The 23,688-nt window shown below is 74.1% G+C and carries 3 protein-coding genes; 1 reads left to right on the top strand and 2 read right to left on the bottom strand.

What is annotated here, in order from left to right:
- Positions 1-32: 32 nt before the first annotated feature.
- Together ACWEF2_RS23585 and ACWEF2_RS23580 are read right to left on the bottom strand one after the other, a co-directional pair.
- Positions 33-233, bottom strand: a complete 201-nt coding sequence (locus ACWEF2_RS23585) for an MbtH family protein (protein ID WP_453818488.1) — start codon at positions 231-233, stop codon at positions 33-35.
- Positions 230-22,486: a non-ribosomal peptide synthase/polyketide synthase gene (locus ACWEF2_RS23580; RefSeq protein ID WP_453818486.1), complete on the bottom strand. Its 22,257-nt coding sequence runs from the start codon at positions 22,484-22,486 to the stop codon at positions 230-232. Before ACWEF2_RS23580 ends, ACWEF2_RS23585 begins: the two co-directional genes overlap by 4 nt.
- Before the next feature lie 174 nt (positions 22,487-22,660).
- Here ACWEF2_RS23580 and ACWEF2_RS23575 point away from each other — a divergent pair, with 174 nt between their 5' ends.
- Positions 22,661-23,686 (top strand): FecCD family ABC transporter permease, encoded by a 1,026-nt coding sequence (locus ACWEF2_RS23575; RefSeq protein WP_453818484.1) that lies wholly within the window; start codon positions 22,661-22,663, stop codon positions 23,684-23,686.
- The last annotated feature ends 2 nt before the right edge of the window (positions 23,687-23,688 follow it).

Raw genomic sequence — 23,688 nt, 5'->3', positions numbered from 1 at the left:
CCCGGCCCCTTCTTCAACGCGCGCGGTGACGGCTACGACTCGATGAGGCTCTTGGGACGCATGTCGGTCCAGTTGGCCTCGATGTGGTCCAGGCACTCCTGGCGGCTGCCGGGGCCGTGGACGACGGTCCAGCCGGCCGGGACCTCGGCGAAGTCGGGCCAGAGACTGTGCTGTCCCTCGCCGTTGACCAGGACGGAGTAGACGCCCTCGGGGTTGTCGAACGGGTTGCTCATGCCGGATTCTCCTCTGTTGTGTGTAGGGGGGCGGCCAGCGCTCGCGCGCGGTCCACCAGGGCTTCCAACACCCGGAACCAGGTCTCGGCCAGGTCGCCGACCGCCTCCTCGGTCAGCACCCCCGAGGCGAAGGACCAGGAGGCGACGAACTCCGGTCCTCCGGGCCGATCCTCGGTCAGGCAGTTGACGGCCAGGGCGTGGGACATCGGCGTCTCCGGGTCGTCGCCCGGCTCCGCGGCCTCGGCCTCGGCAGCCCACGACCAGTCGGTCGCCTCCGGGACGCCGAAGCGGCCCAGGTAGTTGAACTGGATCTGCGGCTCCGGGAGGCGGGCCAGTTCCGGCCCGGTCACCGGATTCAGGTACCGCAGCAGACCGTGGCCGATGCCCGCCACCGGCAGGGCGGCCAGGTGCTCCCTGATCCGGGCCAGCGCCTCGTCGAGCGCGGGCCCGCCGGCGAGCGCGTCGGCCAGGTCCACGGCGCCCGGGTCCAGGCGGACCGGGACAACGCTGGTGAACCAGCCGACCGTGCGCGACAGGTCCGCGTTGCCCGCCAGCTCCTCATTGCGGCCGTGGCCCTCCAGGTCCGCCAGCACCGAGGTGCCGGGGCTCGGCCCGTCCGTCCGGCGGCGGCGCCAGTCGGCGACGGCCAGCGCCAGTGCGGTCAGCAGCACGTCGTTGACGGTCGCTCCGAAGGCGGCGGGCACCCGGCCCAGCAGCGGCGCCGTACGGTCGGCGGGCAGGGTGAGGGACAGTTGCCGTGAGGTGGCGGCCACATCCCGCTCCGGGTCGAGGGCCCGCGCCAGAGGGAGCGGGTCGCCGCCCTCCAGGATCGAGGTCCACAGTGGCAACTCGTCCTCGCGGACCGGGTCCTTGGCGCGCTCGCCGAGCAGGTGCGACCAGCGGCGGAACGACAGGCCGACCGGCGCCGGCGTCACGGTCCTGCCGGCGGCGACGTCCTGCCAGGCGGCGGCGAGGTCGGGCAGCAGGACGCGCCAGGACACGCCGTCCACCGCCAGGTGATGGATCAGCAGCAGCAGCCGTCCGGGCCGGTCCCCGCCCGCGTCGAACCAGACCGCCCGCAGCATGTCTCCCGTGTCCGGGTCGAGGCGGGCTCGGGCCGCGCGGGCGTGCTCGGCGATGACCTCACGGAGCGCCGTCTCGCCGGTCGCGGCCGTGTCGACCCGGACGAGCCGGGACGCCACGTCCACGGTGCCCGGGACGGGCACCCGCAGCGACCACTGCCCGGCGCCGTCTTCCCGGGTCCGCTCCAGGCGGGCCCGCAACATGTCGTGGCGGTCCACGACGGCCTGGAGCACGGACCTGAGCCCGGCCTCGTCCATGGCCGCGGGGGTCTGCAGCAGCGCTGCCTGGTGGTAGCCCCGGATCGGGCCGCCGCGTTCGCGCAGGGCGTGCATGATCGGAGTCAGCGGGACCGTGCCGGTGCCGTCGCCGGGTACCGGGTTCCCGGCGTCCGGGCCCGGCGTGCCGGCGACAGCGGCAAGGGCCGCGACCGTGCGGTGCTGGAAGACCTGGCGCGGGGTGACCCTCAGGCCCGCCGCGCGGATCCGGCTCACCACCCGCATCGCGACGATGCTGTCACCGCCGAGGGCGAAGAAGTCGTCGTCGGCACCGATCTCGGGCAGGCCGAGCACCTCGGCGAAGATCGCGCCGAGGGCGCACTCGACGTCGCCGGTGGGCGCGCGCCCGCCGGCGGCGGACGCGAAGTCCGGCGCCGGCAGCGCCTTGCGGTCGAGCTTGCCGTTGGACAGCAGCGGCAGCTCGTCCAGGATCACCACCGCCGCCGGGACCATGTAGTCGGGCAGGGCGGCGGTGGCGAGGGCGCGCAGGGCGGCCGGGGCCGGGGGCCCCGCGCCCTCGGCCGGAACCACGTAGGCGACCAGTTGCCTGACGCGGGGCCGGTCCTCGCGGGCAACGACCACGACCTGGGCGACGGCCTCGTGCCGGTCCAGCACGGCCTCGACCTCGGCCGGTTCGACGCGGAACCCGCGGATCTTGACCTGGTCGTCGGCGCGTCCGCCGTATTCCAGCCGCCCGTCGGCGTCCCAGCGGGCCAGGTCGCCGGTGCGGTACATCCGGGCGCCGGCCTCACCGAACAGGTGCCCGTGCGGGTCGGCGACGAACCGCTCGGCGGTCAGGTCCGGGCGGCCGAGGTAGCCGCGGGCCAGGCCCGCGCCGGCGAGGTACAGCTCCCCGGTGACGCCCGGGGGGACAGGCCGCAGGCCGGTGTCGAGCACGTAGGCGCGGGTGTCGCCGACCGGGCGGCCGACCAGCGGGGAGTCACTGTCCCGGACCCGGGCGACCAGGGCGTCCACGGTGGCCTCGGTGGGACCGTAGAGGTTGAACGCCTCGGTGGAACGCAGGCCGGCCAGGCGGCTCCAGAGCAGGTCCGGCACCGCCTCACCGCCGACGCCGACCACGGCGAGCGGGCACTCGCCGTCCTCGACCAGGCCGATGTCGGCCATCTGCGCGAAGAACGAGGGGGTGACCTCGATGAAGTCCAGCCTCTGCTCGCGGATGACCGTGGCCAGCAGCTCGGGGTCGCGGCGCGTCTCGTCGTCCACGATGTGCAGCGCGTGCCCGTCCAGCAGCCAGAGCTGCGGCTGCCAGGAGGCGTCGAAGGAGAACGACCAGGCGTGGCCGACGCGCAGGTGGCGGCGGCCGGTGGCGCGTTTGGCCGGGTCGTGGAGCGTGCGGCGGTGGCTGTGGAAGAGGTTGACGACACTGCGGTGGCAGACCATCACGCCCTTGGGCCGTCCCGTGGAGCCGGAGGTGTAGATGACGTAGGCCGGGTGCCGCGGGTCTGGGGCGGTGGTGAGGTCGTTCCCGGGCTGGACGGCCAGCCGTTCGGCGGTCTCGGGCGTGTCGAGCCGCAGCAGCGGCACGCCGCCGCCGGCCAGGGCGGCGGCGGGCTCCGCGCCGGTCAGGATCAGCCGGGGCCGGGCGTCGCCGAGCATGTCGAGCACCCGCTCGGCGGGCAGGTCCGCGTCGATGGGCAGGTAGGCGGCGCCCGACTTCAGTACGGCGAGGATCGCGAGCATGAAGTCCGCCGAGCGCGGCAGCGACAGGGCGACGATCCGCTCCGGTCCCGCGCCGTGCTCGGCGAGCAGGCGTGCGAGCCGGTTGGCCCGCTCATTGAGCTCGGCGAAGGTCCAGCTGACCGGGCCCGAGACGACCGCGACGGCGTCCGGGGTGGCGGCGGCCTGGGCCTCGAAGAGCTCCGGGACGGTGGCGGGCGAGCCGGGGACGGCGGGCAGGGCGGTGTCGTTCCAGCTCTCCAGGATGGTGCGGCGGTCGGCGGGGCCGAGGGTGTCGACCCGGCCGAGGGGTTGTCCGGCGTCGGCCGTCATCGCCTCGAAGAGCCGGACCATCGAGTCGGCCATCCGCCCGGCCGCCGCGGGGTCGAACAGGTCGGGCCGGTACTCGGCGGTCAGGACGAGGGTGCCGGCGGGCTCGACCGCCCAGGTGAACGGGTAGTGGGTCGAGTCCTGGTGGTCGCGTACGGCGGTGCGCAGGCCGTCGCCGGCCCCGAGGCCGGGGCCCCCGGCGTCGGGGTAGGACTCGAACACGACGAGCGTGTCGAAGAGCTCGCCCAGCCCGGCCCTGCGCTGGATGTCGGCCAAGCCGTGGTGCTGGTGGGCGATAAGCCGGGATTGCTCGTCCTGGAGGCGGCGGAGGAACGCCGACAGGGGCTCGCCGTCGCGGACGCGGACGCGGACCGGGACCGTGTTGATGAACAGGCCGATCATCGACTCGACGCCGTTCAGCTCCGGGGATCGCCCGGAGACGGTCGCGCCGAAGACCACGTCGTCGCGGCCGGTGAGCCGGGACAGCAGGATGCCCCAGGCTCCCTGGACCAGGGTGTTGACGGTCAGGCCGTGGGAGCGGGCGAGTGCCGTCAGGGCCTCGGTCAGCTCCCGGGTCAGGTGCGTGGTGTGCGTCTCGGGCACGATCGGTACCCGGTTCGGGTCGGCGGGCACCAGGTGGGTGAGGCCGTCCAGGCCGTCCAGGGCCTCGGCCCAGGCGGTCGCGGAGGCTTCGGCGTCCTGCCGCGCGAGCCAGGCGAGGTGGTTCCGGTACGGGATCGGGGCCGGCAGGCCGGAGGGGTCCGCCCCGCGGGCGTACAGTTCGGACAGCTCGCCCATCAGCAGCGGCAGCGACCAGCCGTCCAGCAGCAGGTGCTGGTGCGACAGCGCCAGGCGGTGGCGGCCGGGCTCCAGGCGGACCAGCATCAGCCGCAGCAGGGGCGGCTCGGCCGGTGTGAAACGGCGTCGCTCCTGGGCGAGGTATGAGGTCCACCGGGCTTCCCGGGCCGTCTCGTCCAGCTCCGAGAGGTCCACCTGACGCCAGGGCAGGGCGACCGTGCGCGGTATGACGGCCACCGGACGGCCGGAGGACAGATAGTGGAAGCCGGCGCGGAGGTTGTCGTGCCGGTTGAGCAGGGCCTGCCCGGCCTCGCGCAGCCGGGCGGCGTCCAGCGGGCCGTCGATGTCGTAGGACACCTGGACCGTGTAGACGTCCGGCGCGTCGTCGCCGGACTCGAAGGAGGCGTGGAACAACAGGCCCGCCTGGAGCGACGTCAGCGGCAGGATCTCGGCGGCGCCCACGGCGGGCGGTTCGGCGTGCTCGTCCTCGGTGAGCGTGATGAGCGCGGTGGAGGAGGCCTCGCCGCCCGTGGCGTCCGGCACGTCGGCGACGGCGGCCAGCGCGGCGACCGTCTTGTGCCGGAAGACGTCCCGGGGACTGATCACCAGACCGGCCGTCCGGGCCCGGCTGACCAGCTGCATGGCGACGATGCTGTCGCCGCCGAGAGTGAAGAAGTCGTCCTCGGCGCCGACGCGCCCGAGGCCCAGGACGGCGGCGAACAGCTCGCACAGCAGCTCCTCGCGCGGGGTGCGCGGGAGGGTGCCGGTCACCTCGGCGGCGAAGTCGGCCGCGGGCAGGGCGCCGCGGTCGAGCTTGCCGTTCGGGGTGACCGGAAGGGTGTCCAGGACGACGAAGGCCGCCGGGACCATGTACTCGGGCAGCGCGGCGGCGACGTGGTCGCGCAGGGCCGCCGAGCCGGGGGCCGCCTGGCCGGGGGCCGGGACGACGTAGGCGACCAGCCGCTGCTCACGGGCGACCACCGTGGCGTGCGCCACCGCCTCGTGGCGGGACAGCACCTCCTCGATCTCCCCGGGCTCGATCCGGAAGCCCCGGATCTTGACCTGGTCGTCGGCCCGGCCGAGGAACTCCAGCGCCCCGTCGCGGTCCCACCGCGCCAGGTCACCCGTGCGGTACATGCGTGTGCCGGGCGCGCCGTGCGGGTCGGCGACGAACCGTTCGGCGGTCAGCCCGGGACGGTCCAGGTATCCACGGGCGAGCTGGACGCCCGCCAGGTACAGCTCCCCGGCCACGCCCGGCGGCACCGGGCGCAGCGCGGTGTCCAGCACATACGTCCTGGTGTTCCACACGGGCCGTCCGATCGGGACGCTCACGGCTCCGGGCGGTACCTGGACGGCGGTCACGTCGACGGACGCCTCGGTCGGCCCGTACAGATTGTGCAGCTCCGCGGAGAGCACGGAGTGGAGGCGAGAGGCGAGGTCCGCGGGCAGGGCCTCACCGCTGCACATGACCCGGCGCAGCGCCGGGCATCGCGCGGCGCCCGGCTCCTCCAGGAAGGCCCGCAGCATCGACGGCACGAAGTGCGCCGTGGTGACCCGCTCGTCGCGGATCAGCCCGGCCAGGTACGCCGGGTCCTTGTGGCCCTCCGGCCTGGCCACCACCAGCGTCGCCCCGGTGATCAGCGGCCAGAAGAACTCCCACACCGACACGTCGAAGCTGGACGGTGTCTTCTGCAGCACCCGGTCCTCGCCGGTCAGGCCGTAGGCGTCCTGCATCCACAGCAGGCGGTTGACGATGCCCTCGTGCGGCACCACCACGCCCTTCGGCCGGCCGGTGGATCCGGAGGTGTAGATCACATACGCCGGGTGCCGCGGGTCGTAGGACCCGGGCAGCTCTCCCGGCGGGCCGTCCGGCAGCCCGTCGCGCAGCACGCAGAGCGGGCGGGCGTCCCGCAGCATGAACGCGATGCGCTCCTGCGGGTGGTCCGCGTCCAGCGGCAGGTACGCCGCGCCCGCCCGGTGCACCGCCAGCAGGGCGACCACCAGCTCGACGGAGCGCGGCAGCGCCACCGCCACCGTGCGCCCGGGACCGGCCCCCATGCCGGCCAGCGCCCGCGCCGCGCGCTCGGCGCGGGCGTCCAGCTCCGCGTACGTCAGGCGCTCGTCATCGAAGACCAGGGCGAGCGCGTCCGGCGTCCGCGCCGCCTGGGCGCGGAACAGCTCCGGCAGGGTGGTCGCCTCCACCGCTCGCGCGGTGTCGTTCCACTCGTCGACGACCAGCCGGTGCTCCCGCTCGTCCAGCACCTCCAGGTGACGCACCTGGAGGCCGGGATCGGCCACCACCTGCTCCAGCAACCGCACCAGCCGCCGGGCGATCCGCTCGACCGTGTCGTGGTCGAACAGGTCGGCGCTGTATTCGATCCAGCCCTGGATGCCGTTGCCGTCGCCCTGTTCGACGAAGTCGAAGCTCAGGTCGAACTTGGCGGTCTCCTGGCCGAGCGGTTCGGGCCGCGCGGCCAGCCCCGGGAAGGCGGGGAGGGCGCCCTGGTCGGCAAGGTAGACGACCATCACCTGGAACAGCGGGTGCCTGGCCAGTGAACGGGCCGGGTTGATCGCCTCCACCAGCCGCTCGAACGGCAGGTCCTGGTGCTCGTAGGCGGCCAGGTCCGCCTCGCGCACCCGCTCCAGCAGTTCGCCGAAGGTCGGCGCGCCGGACAGGTCGGCGCGCAGCACCAGGGAGTTGACGAAGAACCCGACCAGGTCCTCCAGTCTCTCGTCGGTACGGCCGGAGATCGGCGCGCCGAGGGGGATGTCCTCACCCGCTCCCAGTCTGTGCAGCAGCGCGGCCACGGCCGCCTGGGCCACCATGAACATGCTGACGCCGTGAGCGCGGGCGAGCCGGCGCAGGCCGCGCTCCAGGTCGGGGCCGAGCGACAGGCCGACCGCCCCGCCGCGGTGGCTGCTCTCCCGGGGCCGGGGCCGGTCCGCCGGGAGCGTCAGCTCCTCGGGCAGCCCCGCCAGGGTCCGCCGCCAGAAGGCGAGCTGGCGGGCCTGTGGGCTGTCCGGGTCGTCGCCGTCTCCGAGCACGTCGCGGTGCCAGAGGGTGTAGTCGGCGTACTGGAGCGGCAGCGGCTCCCACCGCGGTGCCCGGCCCTCGCGGCGGGCCTGGTAGGCGGTGGTGAGGTCGCGCAGCAGGGGCCGGTCCGACCACTCGTCACCGGCGATGTGGTGGACCACCAGCAGCAGTACGTGCTCCTGCGGCGCCACCTGGAAGACCCGGGCTCGCAGCGGCGGTTCGCGGTCGAGTTCGAAGCCGTGGCCGGCCGCCTCGGCCAGCCGCCCGGAGAGCTCGTCCTCGGTGATCCGTTCGGTGCGGGTGACGACGCGGACCCGGTCCGGGTCGAGGACGAGCTGGTGGGGGTGGCCGTCCCGCTCGGGGAAGACCGTGCGCAGGCTCTCGTGCCGGACCACCAGGTCCCGCACGGCGGCGTCCAGGGCGTCCGGGTCCAGCGGGCCCGACAACCGCCAGGCCATCGGGATGTTGTAGGTGGCGCTCGGGCCCTCCAGCCGGTACAGCACCCACAACCGCTGCTGGGCGAAGGAGAGCGGCAGGTACTCCGCCCGGACCGCCGGGGCGAGGGCGGGCCTGCCGCCCCGTCCCTCCCGCAGCCGCTCGGCGAGCCGGGCCACGGTGGGGGCCTCGAAGACCGCGCGGAGGGTGATCTCGGCGCCCAGCGCCGTGCGGACGCGGCTGACCAGCCGCATCGCCAGCAGGGAGTGGCCGCCGAGGGCGAAGAAGTCGTCGTCGACACCCACCCGTTCCGTTCCCAGCACGGCGGCGAACAGCTCGCGCAGGATCTCTTCGCGGGCGTTTCGGGGACGGCGCCCGGACGTGACGGCCGCCGGGTCGGGGGCGGGCAGCGCGCGACGGTCCAGCTTGCCGCTGACCGACCTCGGCAGGGCGGGAAGCCGCACGAAGGCCGCCGGGACCATGTGCTCGGGCAGCGCGGAGGCGACGTGTGCCCGCAGCTCGGCGGGGTCCGTGCCACGGCCGGGCAGGGCGGCCGCGCCGGATCCGGACGGGAGGAGCGGGCCCTGGCCGGACACGGGGACCAGGTAGGCCACGAGGCGGCGCACGCCGGGAGTGTCCTCGCGGATCGCCACGGCGGCCTGTGCCACGCCGGGGTGAGCGCGCAGCACCGCCTCGATCTCGCCGAGCTCGATGCGGAAGCCGCGCAGTTTCACCTGGTCGTCGGCCCGGCCAAGGAACGAAAGGGTGCCGTCGGCACGGCGCCGCACCAGGTCGCCGGTCCGGTACATGCGGCTGCCGGGCTCGCCGAACGGGTCGGCGACGAACCGTTCGGCGGTCAGCCCGGGGCGGCCCAGGTATCCGCGGGCCAGGCCCGCGCCGGCCAGGTACAGCTCGCCGGGCACCCCGGCGGGGACCGGGCGCAGCGCGGTGTCCAGCACGTGGGCGCGGGTGTTGGCCAGCGGTGCCGCCCAGGGCCGCCGGTCCGGGCCGCCACCGTGCCAGCCGTAGGCGTCGACGGCGCACTCGGTCGGTCCGTACAGGTCGTGGACCACCGTGCCGGGCAGCGCGCACAGCCGCTCCCACAGCGGGGCGGGGGTGGCCTCGCCGCCCACCGCGATGACCCCCGGCCGGTGGCGGCCGGGGTCGAGGAACCCGTGGTGGACCAGTTCCTGCAGGTAGGTCGGGGTGAGGTCGACGAAGTCGATCCGCTCGTCGGCCAGGTAGGCCAGCAGCGCGGCCGGGTCGGTCATGGTGGTCTCGCCGACGACGTGCAGCTCGTGCCCGGCGAGCAACCACAGCAGAGGCTCCCACGAGCCGTCGAAGCTGAAGGACGCGGCGTGCACGGCGCGCAGCGCCTCGCGGCCCGCCGCGCGGCGGGCCGGGTCGATGAGGTCCTCGCGGTGCGAGCCGAACAGGTTGCTCAGCCCGCGATACGTGCCGACCACGCCCTTGGGCCTGCCGGTGGAGCCGGAGGTGTAGATGACGTACGCGGCGTCGGACGGCATTGCGCGAGCGGCGGGGCGGCCCTCCTGCCCGGCGGCGGATCGCCGTCCGGACGGCGGCGGCATGCGGGCGGGCGAGCCGTCGCCGGGGTGATTCTCCAGCTCGGCGGCGATCCGGGGGTCGTCCAGCGGCAGGGTTTCGGCCCGTCCGGCGGGAAGCGCGGGGGCGACGGCCGCGGTGGTGAGCACGCAGACCGGTGCCGCGTCGTCGATCATGTACTCCAGCCGTTCGGCCGGATAGCCGGGATCGAGCGGAAGGTAGGCGGCGCCCGCGGTGAGCACCCCGAGGATCGCCGGCACCATCTCGGCGCGGGGAAGGGCCAGGCCGACCACGCTCCCGGCGGTCACCCCCCGCCGCCGCAGCAGCAGTCGCGCGATGCCCTCGACCCTGGCGGACAGTTCGGCGAAGGTCAGCCGGCGACCGTCGGCGACCAGGGCGGTCCGGTCGCTCCGGGTCCGGGCGGCTTCGGCGAACAGCTCGGGGACCGTGCGCCGTTCCACCGGTCGCGCGGTGTCGTTCCAGGCACCCAGGGACGCCTGACGCTCCTCGTCGGTCAGTACGGGCACCTGGCTGATCGGCCGGTCCGGGTCGGCGCTCAGCCGGCCCAGCAGTGCCACGGTGCGCTCGGCCATCGCCTGGGCGGTCTCCGGGTCGGCGAGGTCGGCGGCGTACTCCAGCAGCAGGATGACGCGGTCCTCGCCGACGTGGTCGACGAAGGTGAAGTCCAGGTCGAACTTGGCGGTCTGGATCCGGGCCGGCCACCACTCGGTGGGCAGGCCGAGCACCCGCGGATCGCCGTCGGGGCGGTAGTGGTAGCCCAGCATGACCTGGAACAGCGGGTTGCGGCCGGGCACACGCGGCGGGTTGACCGCTTCCACCACCCGCTCGAAGGGCAGGTCCTGGTGCTCGAAGGCCGCCAGGTCGGCGTCCTTGACCCGGTTCAGCAGCTCGGTGAACGTCGGGTCGCCGGACAGGTCGGCGCGCAGCACCAGGGTGTTGACGAAGAAGCCGACCAGGTCGTCCAGGGCGCTGTCGGTGCGACCGGCGATCGGCGCGCCCAGGGGGATGTCGGTGCCCGCCCCCATCCGGTGCAGCAGGGTGGCGACCGCGGCCTGAAGAAGCATGAACATGCTGGTGCCGGTCTCGGCGCACATGGCGCGCAGGGCGCGGGCGGTGTCCGTGGGCAGCTCCGCGCGTACCATGCCGCCGCGGCCGGTCGGCGCGGCGGGGCGGGGCCGGTCGAGCGGCAGCGGAATCTCCTCCGGCAGGCCGGTCAGCGTCCCGGTCCAGAAGGCGAGCTGCCGCGTGCCCTCGCCGCCGGGGTCGGCCGGCTCACCGAGGAGTCGCTGCTGCCAGAGGGTGTAGTCGGCGTACTGCGCCGGCAGCGGCGTCCAGTGCGGCGCCCGGCCCTCGCGGCGGGCCCGGTAGGCGGTGCCCAGGTCGGTGAGGAACGGCCGGTCGGACCACTCGTCGGTGGTGATGTGGTGCAGCACGATCGCCACCACGTGGTCGTCCGGGGCCACCCGGAACACCGCGGCCCGTAGCGGGAGTTCGGTGCCCAGGTCGAACGGGCGGCCGACGGCGGCGCCGATCCGGGCGTCCAGCTCCTCCCGCGGGCAGTCCTCGACGGTGAGGCGCGGCCAGGCCTCGGCCTCGGGCATGATCAACTGGTACGGCTCGCCCTCCTGCTCGGCGAAGACCGTGCGCAGCGCCTCATGACGGCCCGCCACGTCGCGCAGCGCCCGGTGGAGCGCGCCGGTGTCCAGCGCGCCGCGCAGCCGGAAGACCAGCGGGAAGTGGTAGGCGTCGCCGCCGCTGAGCCGCTCGGCCAGCCACAGCCGCCGCTGCGCGGGGGAGAGCGGAATGCGCTCGGGGCGGTCGGCCACGGGTTCGACGGCGGTCCGGGCCTGTCGGCCGGTGTCCGCGCGGCCGGCCAGCAGCGCGGGCGTCGGGGCCTCGAACAGGTCGCGGATGGCGAGTTCGGCGCCCAGCTCCGTCCGGGCCCGGCTGATGAGCCGGGTGGCGAGCAGCGAGTGGCCTCCGAGGTCGAAGAAACCGTCCTCGGCGCCGACCTCGGGCAGGCCCAGGACCTCGGCGAAGAGGCGGCAGAGCACCTCTTCGCGAGGGGTACGCGGTCCGCGTCCACCGGTGAGCGGCGCGGCCGGTTCGGCGTCGGGCAGCGCCCGCACGTCGAGCTTGCCGTTGTCGTTCATGGGCAGCCGGTCGAGGATGACGAACGCGGCCGGGACCATGTAGTCGGGCAGTTGCCGCCGGAGGTCCTCCCGCAGGCGCCGCACCAGGCCACTCGCGCCGCGCGCCGCCATCGGGACGTTGGCGTACGGGGCCGTACCGCCGCCCGGCAGGTAGAGGCCCGAGGTGGTCCGGAACTCGCCCCGTACGAAGACGGCGTCGTAGCCGCCCGGCTCGCGCGACCAGGTGGTGAGCAGCCGGTAGCCCTCCTCGGCCGCGAGCGCGTGCAGCGCCTCGGGCTCCACTCCCCCGGCTCCCCCGGCCGGTGCGGCTCCCCGCTCCGTGGCGGCACGCGCGTCGGGGACGCCGTTCACCCGCAGCCGCTCGGGCCGCCGCTCGCGTAGGTGCCGGGCGAGGCCGCCGACACCCTCCGCCACCGGTTCGCCACCCGGCAGGGCGGCGACGTCGGCCCACGTCAGCACCGGTTCGCCACCGAGGCCGACGTCGGGCTCGCCGTGGTGGAGGACGACGTCGTAGCGGTGGCGGGTGAGCTCGTTGTGGTGATGTCCGCGCTTGGTGCGCAGGTCGACGCCGAAGCCCAGGGTGGTGAAGTAGTCGGGGTCGACGAGGAGTTCCTTCTCCAGTGCGAGGCTCCGCTCGACGGCCCGGCGGACGTGCTCGGGGTCGGCGTCCTCCCCCGCGCGGGTGAGCTGGACGCCGATGTGGAAGGAGCGGGCCCGCCTCAGGTTCCGTACGTCGCCGACGAACAGGGCGCCGCCCGGCGCCAGCAGCCGCATGGCGCTCCCGATGACCTCCGTCAGGTGGTCGACGCTCGGGAGGTACTGGATGACGGAGTTGATGACGATCGTGTCGAAGTAGCCGGTGGGCAGCCCTTCGGTCACGTGGGCGGCCTGGCAGCGCAGCTCGACCTTGGCCGCCAGTTCGGGGACGCGGCGCAGGTCCTCCGCGATCTTGCGGATCACGGGGGCGGCGAAGTCCGTCGCCCAGTACGCCTCCGCCTCGGGCGCCAGGCGCGACAGCAGCAGCCCGGAGCCGACGCCGATCTCCAGGATCCGGCGCGGGCGCAGTTCCCGGATGCGGGCGACGGTCTGCTCGCGCCACTCGCGCATCTGCTCCAGCGGGATGGGCCGGCCGTCATAGCTGCTGTCCCACCCGGCGAAGTCCTCGGCGAGGACGGCGGTGCCGATCTGCTCGTACTCGTCGGAGTAGATCTTCTGCCACTCGCCGATCCGCTCCCACTCGGCGGACTCCCGCTCCTCGCCCGTCGGTTCGGCGGGCACGACGTAACCGACGAGGCGCCGGGTGCCGGGGGCGGAGGCGTCGTCGCGGGCGATGACGGCGGCCTGGGCGACCTGGGGATGCTGGGTGAGCGCGGTCTCGATCTCGCCCAGTTCCACCCGGTAGCCACGGATCTTGACCTGGTCGTCGGTGCGGCCGAGGAAGTCCAGGTTGCCGTCGGCGCGGCGGCGCACCAGGTCTCCGGTGCGGTACATGCGCTCGCCGGGCTCGCCGTACGGGTCGGCGACGAACCGTTCGGCGCTCAGGCCCGGCCGGTCGAGGTAGCCGCGGGCCAGGCCGACTCCGGCGATGTACAGCTCGCCGGGGACGCCGTCGGGGAGCGGTCGCAGCCAGGCGTCCAGGATGTGGGCGCGGGTGCCGCGGATGGGGCGGCCGACGGTGGGGGTGGGGCTGTCGTCCGTACCGCCGCCGAGGGTGTTGATGGTGTACTCGGTGGGGCCGTAGAGGTTGTAGCCGTAGGTGCCCTCGGTGTCGCGGAGCCGGTTCCAGACCGTCTCCGACACCGCCTCGCCGCCGAGCAGCACCAGCGGCGGGCGGTGCCCCCGGAGCAGCCCCTCCTCGATCAGCAGGTGGGCGTAGGTGGGGGTGACGTTGACGACGTCGACGCGGTGGGTCTCGCAGTAGGCGACCAGGGCTTCGGCGTCGCGCCGCAGCTCCTCGTCGCAGATGTGCACCTCGTGCCCCTCGACCAGCCAGAGCAGCTCCTCCCACGACATGTCGAAGGCGAAGGAGACCGTGTGCGCGATGCGCAGCCGACGGTCGCCGGCGGAGGCGACGGCCGGGGCGAAGATCTCCTTCTGGTGGTTGAGCTGCATGTTGGTCAGGCCGCGGTAGGGCGTGACGACGCCCTTGGGGCGCCCGGTGGATCCGGAGGTGTAGACGATGTACGCCGGGTGCTCCAGGCTGAAACGAGGACGGTCGGCCTCGGTGACCGGGTCACCGGGGAGCCGGGCCAGTCGCCCGATCACCGCCGGGTCGTCGAGCACGACGCGAGGCAGGTCCGGGATACCGTGCTCCAGCCGCGCGGAGACGGCGGCGGTGCACAGCAGCAGCACCGGCCGGGCGTCGGCGAGCGTCATCGTGAGCCGGTCGTCCGGGTGGTCCAGTTCCAGCGGCAGGTAGGCGGCGCCGGTGCGCAGTACGGCGAAGAGCGCGACGACCATGTCGATGGAGCGCGGCAGGCCGAGTGCGACGACCTTCTCCGGTGCCGCGCCCCGCGCGAGTAGTAGCCGCGCCATGCGGTTGATGCGGGCGTCCATGTCGGCGTAGGTGACGCTCCGGCCGCCGAAGACGAGCGCGGTCGCCTCGGGGGTGCGGGCCGCCTGGGCGGCGAGCAGGTCGGCGACGGTCTCCTGCGGGACGGGCACGCGGCTTGCGGCCCGTTCCCGTTCCAGCGCGGCGTGTTCGGCGGGCAGCAGCGGGTCCAGGCTGCCCGCGGGCGCGGCCAGGTCGTGTGTCAGCCGCTCCAGCAGGAGGGTGAAACGGTCCAGCAGGGCCTGGGCGCGGGGGCGGGCGATGACGTCGGGCCGGTGGGCGAGGGTGACCCGGATCCGCTCCCCCGGCGTCACGATGAGGTTGACCGGATAGTGGGTGGCGTCGACGTTGGCCACGGCGGTGGCGCCGTGGCGGTCGGAGAGCTCGACCAGCCGCTCCTCGGTGTCGCTGTTGCGCAGCACGAAGAGGGTGTCGAAAAGCTGCCGGTGGCCGCTCTCGGCCTGCAGGACGCCCAGGCCCAGATACTCGTACGGCATCAGGGCCAGGCGCTCGCGCTGGACTCGCCGCAGCAGGTCCAGTACCGGCTCGGCCGGGGTGAAGGCGATGCGTGCGGGGACGGTGTTGAGGAACATGCCGATGACGTTCTCGACGTCCGGCACCTCGCTCGGCCGGCCCGCGACCGTCGTGCCGAAGACGACGTCGGTGCTGCCGGTGGCGCTGGCCAGCACCAGGCCCCAGGCGGTGGTGAGCACCGTGTTGAGGGTCAGGCCGTGCCGGCGGGTGGTCTCGCGCAGCCGCTCCCCCAGGTCGGCGGGGAGGAGTGCCTCCAGGCTCTCCGGGATGACCGGTTCCGGGCTCTGACCGGCGGCGGCGAGCAGGGTGGGCTCGTCCAGCTCGCCGAGGGCGGCGCGCCAGGCGCGGGTGGCGATCCCGGTGTCCTGGGCCTCCAGCCAGGTCAGGTAGTCGCGGTAGGAACCGGGGCGTGGCAGTTCACGTCCGTCACCGCCCGTCTCGTAGAGCGCGAAGAGCTGGTCGAGGAAGAGCCAGGCGGACCAGCCGTCCCACAGCAGCAGGTGCCGGCCGATGACGAGCCGGTCGCCGCGGGCCTCGCCGAGGCGGATCAGGAGCATCCGGAAGAGCAGCGGCCGGGCCAGGTCGAACCTGCGGGTCCGCTCGGCGTCCATCAGCTCGCGCAGCCGCGCGTCCTGTCCGGCGGCGGGCAGCTCGGACAGGTCGATCTCTTCGAGCGGTGTCTCCGGGTCGCCGACGATGAACTGCACCGGCCGGCGCAGGCCGTCGCTGGTGAAGCCGGCGCGCAGGCTGGGGTTACGGGCCAGCAGCACCGTGGTGGCGGCGCGCAGACGGCCAGCGTCGAGGCGGGTGGCGAAGTCGAAGGACTCGTGGACGGTGTAGACGTCCAGGGCGCTGTCGTCGTAGGTGGAGTGGAAGAACAGGCCTTCCTGGAGCGGCGCCAGCGGCCAGATGTCCTCCACGGAGCCGCCGAGGCGGCGGACGCGCTCGGTCTCCTCCTCGGTCAGCGCGAAGGTGGCGCTCAGATCACGGGGTGCGGCCACGGCGGCGGCCGTGGCCGCGGCGGCCAGGGCTGCGGGGGTGCGGTGCTCGAAGACGTCGCGGGGGCTCAGGTCCAGGCCGGCCCGGCGGGCACGGCTGGAGACGCCGATCGAGGTGATGCTGTCGCCGCCGAGCATGAAGAAGTCGTCGTCGACGCCGGCCCCGTCGAGCCTCAGCACGGCGGCGAAGATCTCGGTGAGGGCACGCTCGCGCTCGTCGCGCGGGGCGCGCGCCTCGGCCCGCGCCACCGGGGGCGCGGGGAGCGCGTTGCGGTCGAGTTTGCCGCTGGGGCTCAGCGGCAGGGCGTCGAGCACCACGTACGCCCCGGGCACCAAGGGCGCGGGCAGCACGCCGGCGAGGGCGGCCTGCAGCGCGGCGGTGTCAAGGGGACGCGGCTCGCCGTCGGCGGGGATGACGTACGCGACGAGCGCCGACCCGTGGACGGTCACCGCGGCCCGGGCGACGGAGGGCAGACCGGCCAGGGCGGCCTCGATCTCGCCGGGTTCGACGCGGTTGCCGCGCAGCTTGATCTGCCGGTCGGTGCGGCCCAGATACTCGACGGTTCCGTCCTCGCGGCGGCGCACCAGGTCTCCGGTGCGGTACATACGGCCACCGGCCGGCCCGTAGGGGTCGGCCACGAACCGCTCGCCGGTCAGGCCGGGCCGGGCATGGTAGCCCCGGGCGAGTTGCACGCCGGTCAGGTACAGCTCGCCGGGCACACCGGCCGGCACGGGGCGCAGGCAGGAGTCCAGCACCCGCAGCCCGGTGTTCCACACCGGGCGGCCGATGGGGACGGTGGTGTCCGCCGAGCCGTCGCAGGCGTGGTGGGTGACGTCGACGGCGGCCTCGGTGGGCCCGTACAGGTTGTGCAGCGGCACAGCGGTGAGCGCCCGCCAGCGTGCGGCGGCGGCGGCGGGCAGCGCCTCGCCGCTGCTGAAGACACGGCGCAGCGAGGCGGCCCAGGACGGGTCATCGGTGATCTCGTCGGCCTGCAGGAAGGCTTCCAGCATCGACGGCACGAAATGCATCGTGGTGACGCGCTGCTCGCGGATGAGCGCGGCCAGGTACGACGGGTCGCGGTGGCCGTCGGGCCTGGCGAGCACCACGGCGGCGCCCTCGCACAGCGCCCAGAAGAACTCCCAGACGCTCACGTCGAAGCTGGACGGTGTCTTCTGCAGCACCCGGTCGTCGGCGCGCAGCCCGTACTCGCCCTGCATCCACGCCAGCCGGTTGACGATGGCGCGGTGGGTGACGACGACCCCCTTGGGGCGGCCGGTCGAGCCGGAGGTGTAGATCAGGTACGCCGGACCGTCCGGGCGGGCGGGCACCGGGGCGGGGCCGGCGCTCCGGTCGCCGCCGTCCGGAGAATCCGGGGTGTCCAGAGAGTCCGGGGTGTCCGGGGTGTCGAGGACGAGCGGGACAGGCCCGTCGGCCTCGGGCAGCAGTGCGGCCGTGGCGGCGGTCGTCACCACCGTCCTCGCGCCGGAGTCGGTGAGCATGTAGGCGACGCGGTCGGCCGGGTAGTCCACGTCGACCGGCAGGTAGGCCGCGCCGGACTTCAGCACGCCGAGCAGGGCCACCATCAGTTCCGCCGAGCGCGGCACGAGGACCGCGACGATCCGCTCCGGGCCCGCGCCCCGGGCTCGCAGGCGGCGGGCCAGGGCCTCGGCGCGGGCGTCCAGTTCCTCATAGGTGAGGCTCTCACCGTCGTAGACGACCGCCGTGGCCCGTGGGGTACGGGCCACCTGGGCCTCGAAGAGGGCGGCCAGGGTGGTCTCGGGGACGTCCCGTTCCTCCCCCGCCGGCTGCGCTCGCGTCAGTTCTTCGCCGGACAACACCTCGACGCGGGCCGCGACCTGCCCGGGGTCGTCGGCCAGGGCCCGCAGGATTCGGACCAGCCGGTCGGCGATCCGCTGGACGGCCTCGCCGTCCAGCCGCCGGGCGTGGTGCTTCAGGCGCAGGTCGAGCCGGCGGCCCGGCTTGACGATCAGGGCGAGGGGGTAGTGGACGGCGTCGTGGAACTCGTGGCCGGTGATCCGTACCGTGCCGGAGGGGTCGGCGAGGCCGGTGTCGGACGGGTAGTTCTCGAAGACGACGAGGGTGTCGAAGAGTTCGCCGCCGCCCGCGAGCCCGGCGATGCGCTGGAGTTCGGCGAGGCCGAGATGCTGGTGGTCCAGGAGTCCGGCCTGCTCCTCCTGGAGCCGGCCCACCAGATCGGCGAGGGTGTCGGCGGGCTGCCACCGGAAGCGGGTCGGCAGGGTGTTGATGAACAGGCCGACCATGGACTCGATGCCGTCGACCTCGGCGTCGCGACCGGAGACGGTGGTGCCGAAGATCACGTCCTGGCGGCCGGTCAGCCGCCCGAGAAGCAGGCCCCAGGCGCTCTGGACGACCGTGCCGAGGGTCACCCCGTGCTCCCTCGCGCGGGCCGCGAGCCGGGCGGTGACGCGCTCGGACAGCTCCACGCGGACCTGCTGGGGCTGGAGCGGCGTGCCGTCCGCCGGAACGCCGACCAGACGGGTCGGCTCGTCCAGCCCGCCGAGCGCGATCCGCCAGGCCGCGCGGGCGGCGTCACGATCCGCCGCGGACAGGCGGCGCAGATAGTCGCGGTAGGGGGCCGGCTCGGGCAGCACGGTGGAGGCGGTCCCGTAAGAGGCCATCAGCTCGCGGTGCAGCACCGGCAGCGACCAGCCGTCCGCCACGATGTGATGGAACGTCAGCATCAGAAGGGCGCGCTCGTGCCCGAGCCGTACCAGCGCGCATCGCACCAGCGGTGGCCTGGCCAGGTCGAAGCGGCGGGCGCGCTCGTCGGTCGCGACGGCGTCGATGAGCGATCGCCGCTCCTCGGCGTCCCGCGTGGACAGGTCCACCTCGCGCCAGGGCAGGTCCAGCCGGTCGGCGACGATCTGCACGGGCCGGCCGTCCGGGCGCTGGCGGAAGCAGGCGCGCAGCGGGGCGTGCCGGTCCAGGAGGCGCTGGGCGGCACGGCGCAGGCTCTCACCGTCAACCGGGCCGGCCAGCTCGATGACCTGCTGGACGACGTAGGCGTCGCCGTCCGAGCCGTCCAGGAGGGAGTGGAAGAAGAAGCCCTCCTGGAGCGGGCTGAGCGGCAGCAGGTCCTCGACGGTGACCGGGTGATCGCCCTGGATCTCGGCGAGCTCGGCCTCCGGGAGCCGCACGAGCGGCAGGTCGCTCCCGGCGTCCCGTGCCTCGGCGCGGTCCGGTGCGATCTCCGCCAGCGCGGCGACCGTGCGATGCCGGAAGACCTCCCGGGAGGTGAGCCGCACCCCGGCCTTGCGTGCCCGGATGAGCAGTTGGATGGCGATGATGCTGTCGCCGCCGAGGGCGAAGAAGTCGTCGTCGATGGAGACCGACTCCAGGCCCAGCACCTCGGCGTACAGCGCGCACAGCAGCTCTTCGCGGGCGTCGCGCGGCGCGCGGCCCGAGCTGAGGGCCGCGTAGTCGGGGGCCGGGAGCGCGACGATGTCGAGTTTGCCGCTCGGGGTGACCGGGAGCCGGTCGAGGGGGACGAAGGCGGAGGGGACCATGTACTCGGGCAGCCATTCCGCCGTGTGTGAGCGCAGGGTCCTCATCAGAGCGGTGACGTCCCGGAACGGCGCGGGCCGGTTGGCGTGCGCGAAGCCGCCGGCCGGGCGGTAGGGGACGGCGAGCGGCGTGTCCCCGATGGCGAAGAGCACGTCGAGGCGGCCGTCGTCGGCGTGACCGTTCCAGGTGACGGCCACGCGGTAGCCGTGCCGGGCACCGAGCGCGTGCAGCGTCTCGGGGTCGGTGTCGTCGGCCGGGGCGGGACGGCTGCTGTCCTCCAGGGCGCACAGCGCGGTGAGGTCCTCGGTGAGCCGGGCGTTGGGCACGCCGGTGACCCGGAGCCGGGCGGGACGGCCGGCCAGGCGCGCGCCGAGCGCGCCCAGGCCGCCGAGGTCGGCCCAGCCGATCTCCTCCGCGCCGGCCGGGGCCGGTGTCCCGTCGCCGTCCGGCGTGGTGGTGGCCCGCTTGCGCAGCACCACGTCGTAGCGGTAGCGGGTCAGCTCGTTGTGGAAAGAGCCCCGCTTGACGTGGATGTCGGCCTCGAAGTCCTCCAGCGTCGCGAAGAAGTCGGGGTCGAGCAGCAGTTCGCCCTCCCACGCCACGGACCGCTCGACGGCCGCCCGCAGGGCCTGCTTGTCCTGCGGGTCGGCGCCGCGCCGGGTCTCGACGGCCGCCCGCAGGCAGCGCAGCAGGCGCAGGTTGCGCACGTCGCCGACGAAAACGCTGCCACCGGGGGCCAGGAGCGCTCCGGCCTCGCGCAGCACATCCTTCAGGTACTCGGCGCTCGGGAAGTACTGGGCGACGGAGTTGACGACGACCGTGTCGAAGAAGCCCCTGGGCAGCCCGGTGACGTCGTGCGCGGGCTGGGCGCGCAGTTCCACCCGGCCGGTCGGCCCCGCCACCGCGCCGGCCTGGGCGCGCAACGCCCGTACCGCCTCCTCGGAGACGTCCGTGCCCCAGTAGCTCTCACAGCCGGGCGCGACGCGGGAGAGGATGAGTCCGCTGCCGACGCCGATCTCCAGCACCCGGCGCGGCCGCGACTCGTCGATGAGGCCGATCGTGGCGTCCCGCCACTCCCGCATCTCCTCCACCGGGATGGGCAGGCCGTCGTACATGCTGTTCCAGCCCGCGAAGTTCTCCCGGAAGCCCTCGGAGCCGGCGGCGGAGTAGAGCAGTTCGTGAAGGGCCTTCCACTCCTGCACCCGCTCGGTCTCGTCGCGGCCCGCCTCGGCGTCCAGCGACGGGACGACGTAGGCGGCCAGCCGCCGGTCGCCCGGCCGGTCCTCGCGGACCACGACCGCGACCTGGTCCACGGCCGGGTGCCCCCACAGCACGGACTCGATCTCGCCGGGCTCGATGCGGAAGCCGCGGATCTTCACCTGGGAGTCGACGCGGCCGAGGAACTCCAGCCGCCCGTCGGGCTTCCAGCGCACCAGGTCACCGGTGCGGTACAGGCGTTCCCCCGGTGCGCCGAAGGGGTCGGCGACGAACCGCTCGGCGGTCAGGCCCGTCCGCCCGAGGTAGCCGCGTGCCAGCCCGGCGCCGCCCAGGTACAGCTCGCCCGTGACCCCCACCGGGACGGGCCTGAGGCGGGTGTCGAGCACATAGGCCCGGGTGCCCGGGTCGGGGCCGCCGATGGGCACGATGGCGCCGGAGGGGATGTCGGGGTCGCACAGGCCGAGGGTGGAGTTGGTGGTCGCCTCGGTCGGGCCGTAAGCGTTGAACATCATCCGGCCGCGCGCGTAGCGGCCGACCAGCTCGGGCGAGACGCGTTCGGTGCCGGCCAGCAAGGTGGCGGCGGGCGGCAGCCGGACGTCGTCCGGCATGGCGGCCAGCAGGGCCGGAGGCAGGATCATGAAGGTGACGCCGTTGGCGTTCGCGTAGTCGGCGAGCGGCGCGCCGGGCACTCGGCGCTCGGCCGGCACGACGACGAGGCGGCCCCCGGAGAGCAGGCCGAGGCACAGGTCCCAGAAGGCCACGTCGAAGCTGGGGGAGGCGAACTGCAGGACGCGGCTGTCCGGCCCGACGCCGAAGCGCTCGCTCTGGGTGGCCACGAGTTTGGCGACGCCGCCGTGGGAGAGCACGACGCCTTTGGGGCGGCCGGTGGAGCCGGAGGTGTAGATCACATATGCCGCGTTGAGAACGGACAGCGGCCCCCGGTCGGCCTCCGCCGGATCGTGGCCGGGGCGGGCGGCCACCTCCCGCGCGGTCTGCGGCGCGTCGAGGAGCATCACCTCCGTCCCGGCGCGCGGGGGGATGCCGGCCGCCGTGTCGGCGGTGGCGATCAGGCAGGCGGGGGCGGCGTCGGCCAGCATGTAGGCGATGCGATCGGCCGGGTAGTCGGTGTCCACCGGCAGGTAGGCGGCGCCGGACTTCAGGACGGCCACCTCCGCGACGATCAGCTCGGCCGACCGGGGCAGGGCCAGGGCCACCACGCGCTCGGGGCCCGCACCGCGCGCGATCAGCGCGTGGGCCAGCCGGTTGGCGCGCTCGTCCAGCTCCGCGTAGGTGAACGAGGTGTCCTCGAACACGAGGGCGACGGCGTCCGGCCGCCTGCGGACCTGCTCGGCGAACATCTCCGGCCAGGTGAGCGGCGGGACGGAGTGGCCGGTGTCGTTCCACTCGACGAGGATCTCGTGCCGTTCCCCGGCGCTCAGCAACTCCAGATCGCCGACGGGGACGTCCGGCCGGGCCAGACCGTCGGCCAGCAGGGTCGCGTAGTGCCCCAGGAGCCTGTCGACGGTCGCGGCCTCGAACAGATCCGGGTGGTAGGTCACCCGCGCCTGTCCCGTGGTGACCTCCAGGACCATGTCCAGGGGTCCGGCGGCCTCCCCCGCCGCGGAGCCGGGACCGAAGCCGGTGTTGAAGAACAGCCCGCCGCCGCGCGTGGGTTCCGGCCGTAGTTCGGCCACCAGGGCCGACAGCGGGACCCGGTGCGCCCGCGCCTCCCGGCAGGCGCCCGTCACGCGCCGTTCCAGTTCACCGAAGCCCGTCTCGCCGCTCAGCCCGATCCGCAGCGGCAGCCCGTCATATCCGACGCTGATCTCGCCCGACCTGCCGTAGCGGTGCAGCAGTGCGACGTACGCGGCGAGCAAGGACGTCTCCGGCGCGGTGACGGCGAGTGTGCGGGCGCGCGTCCGCCGGTTCTCGGCGGACGCCGGCGGATAGGGGTAATCGACCGGAAGAGCCGTTTCCTGCGGAAGCGGGGCAAGCTGCCGACGCCAGTACGCCATCGCTTCTTCACTAGCGGACACGGATGACCGCTCCTCCCGAGCTGGACGGAACCGGCTCGGCTGAGCCGCGACCGCCACATACTAAGGTAAGCGTTACCTAAGTAGATAGACCCCTGCCAAGAGTGGCAATACAGACCCAATGGCTAAAGTTAAGGTCTGCCTAACCTAAGGAAGTCGCAAAGTGGAGACAGCTCGATGACTCCAGGCGGGGGGCTCCGGCCGGCGCTTCTCGTGACGCTGCTCGGTGGTGTCCTCGTCGCGCTCTGCCTGTTGTCGATCGCGTTCGGGGCCCTGAGCATCCCCCTCGACCAGGTCGTGCGGACGCTGTTCGGCCACCCGGGCAGCCCGCTCGTGGAGAACGTCGTCTGGTCCGTGCGCGTGCCGCGCACCGCGCTGGGCCTCACGGCCGGCGCGGCTCTCGGACTGTCCGGCGCGCTCATGCAGGCGCTGACCCGCAACCCGCTCGCCGACCCCGGCATCCTGGGCGTCAGCGCCGGCGCCGCCTTCGCGATCGTGCTGTCGGTCGCGTTCCTCGGGCCGGGGTCGCTGTTCGGCTACATCTGGTTCGGATTCGCGGGCGCCCTCGTCGCGAGTGTCCTGGTCTTCCTGCTGGGCAAGCTGGGGCGTTCCGGCCTGACCCCGGTCAAGCTCGCACTCGCCGGAGTCGCCGTAACCTCGCTGCTGTTCTCGCTCACCAGCGCCGTCGTCCTGACCAACCCGGAGACGCTCAACCGCTACCGTTTCTGGTCGGCCGGCTCACTCGCCGACCAGAACGGCGAGGTGGTGCTCCAGCTCCTGCCGTTCGTCGCCGCCGGCGCGGTGCTGGCGCTGGCCTGCGCGCCCATGCTCAACAGCCTGGCCCTCGGTGACGACGTGGCCGCCTCGCTGGGGCGGCGGCTCGGTCTCATCCGGCTCCAGGGCGTGATCGCCGTCACCCTGCTGACCGGCGGGGCGGTGGCGGTCATCGGCCCGGTCGTCTTCCTTGGCCTGGCGGTCCCGCACATCGCCCGGGTCCTCGCCCAATACGCCGGTCTGGGCCCCGACCACCGCTGGCTGCTGCCGCTGTCGGCGGTGCTCGCCCCCTGCCTGCTGCTCACCGCGGACATCACCGGGCGGGTCGTCGGCCGGCCGACCGAGATCCAGGCCGGAATCCTGGTCGCCTTCATCGGCGGCCCGTTCTTCATCGCCATGGTCCGCCGCCGCCGGCTCGCGGAGGTGTGAGC

Source organism: Streptosporangium sp. NPDC004631, assembly GCF_053601935.1.
This window is presented reverse-complemented; position numbering and strand designations above follow the sequence as displayed.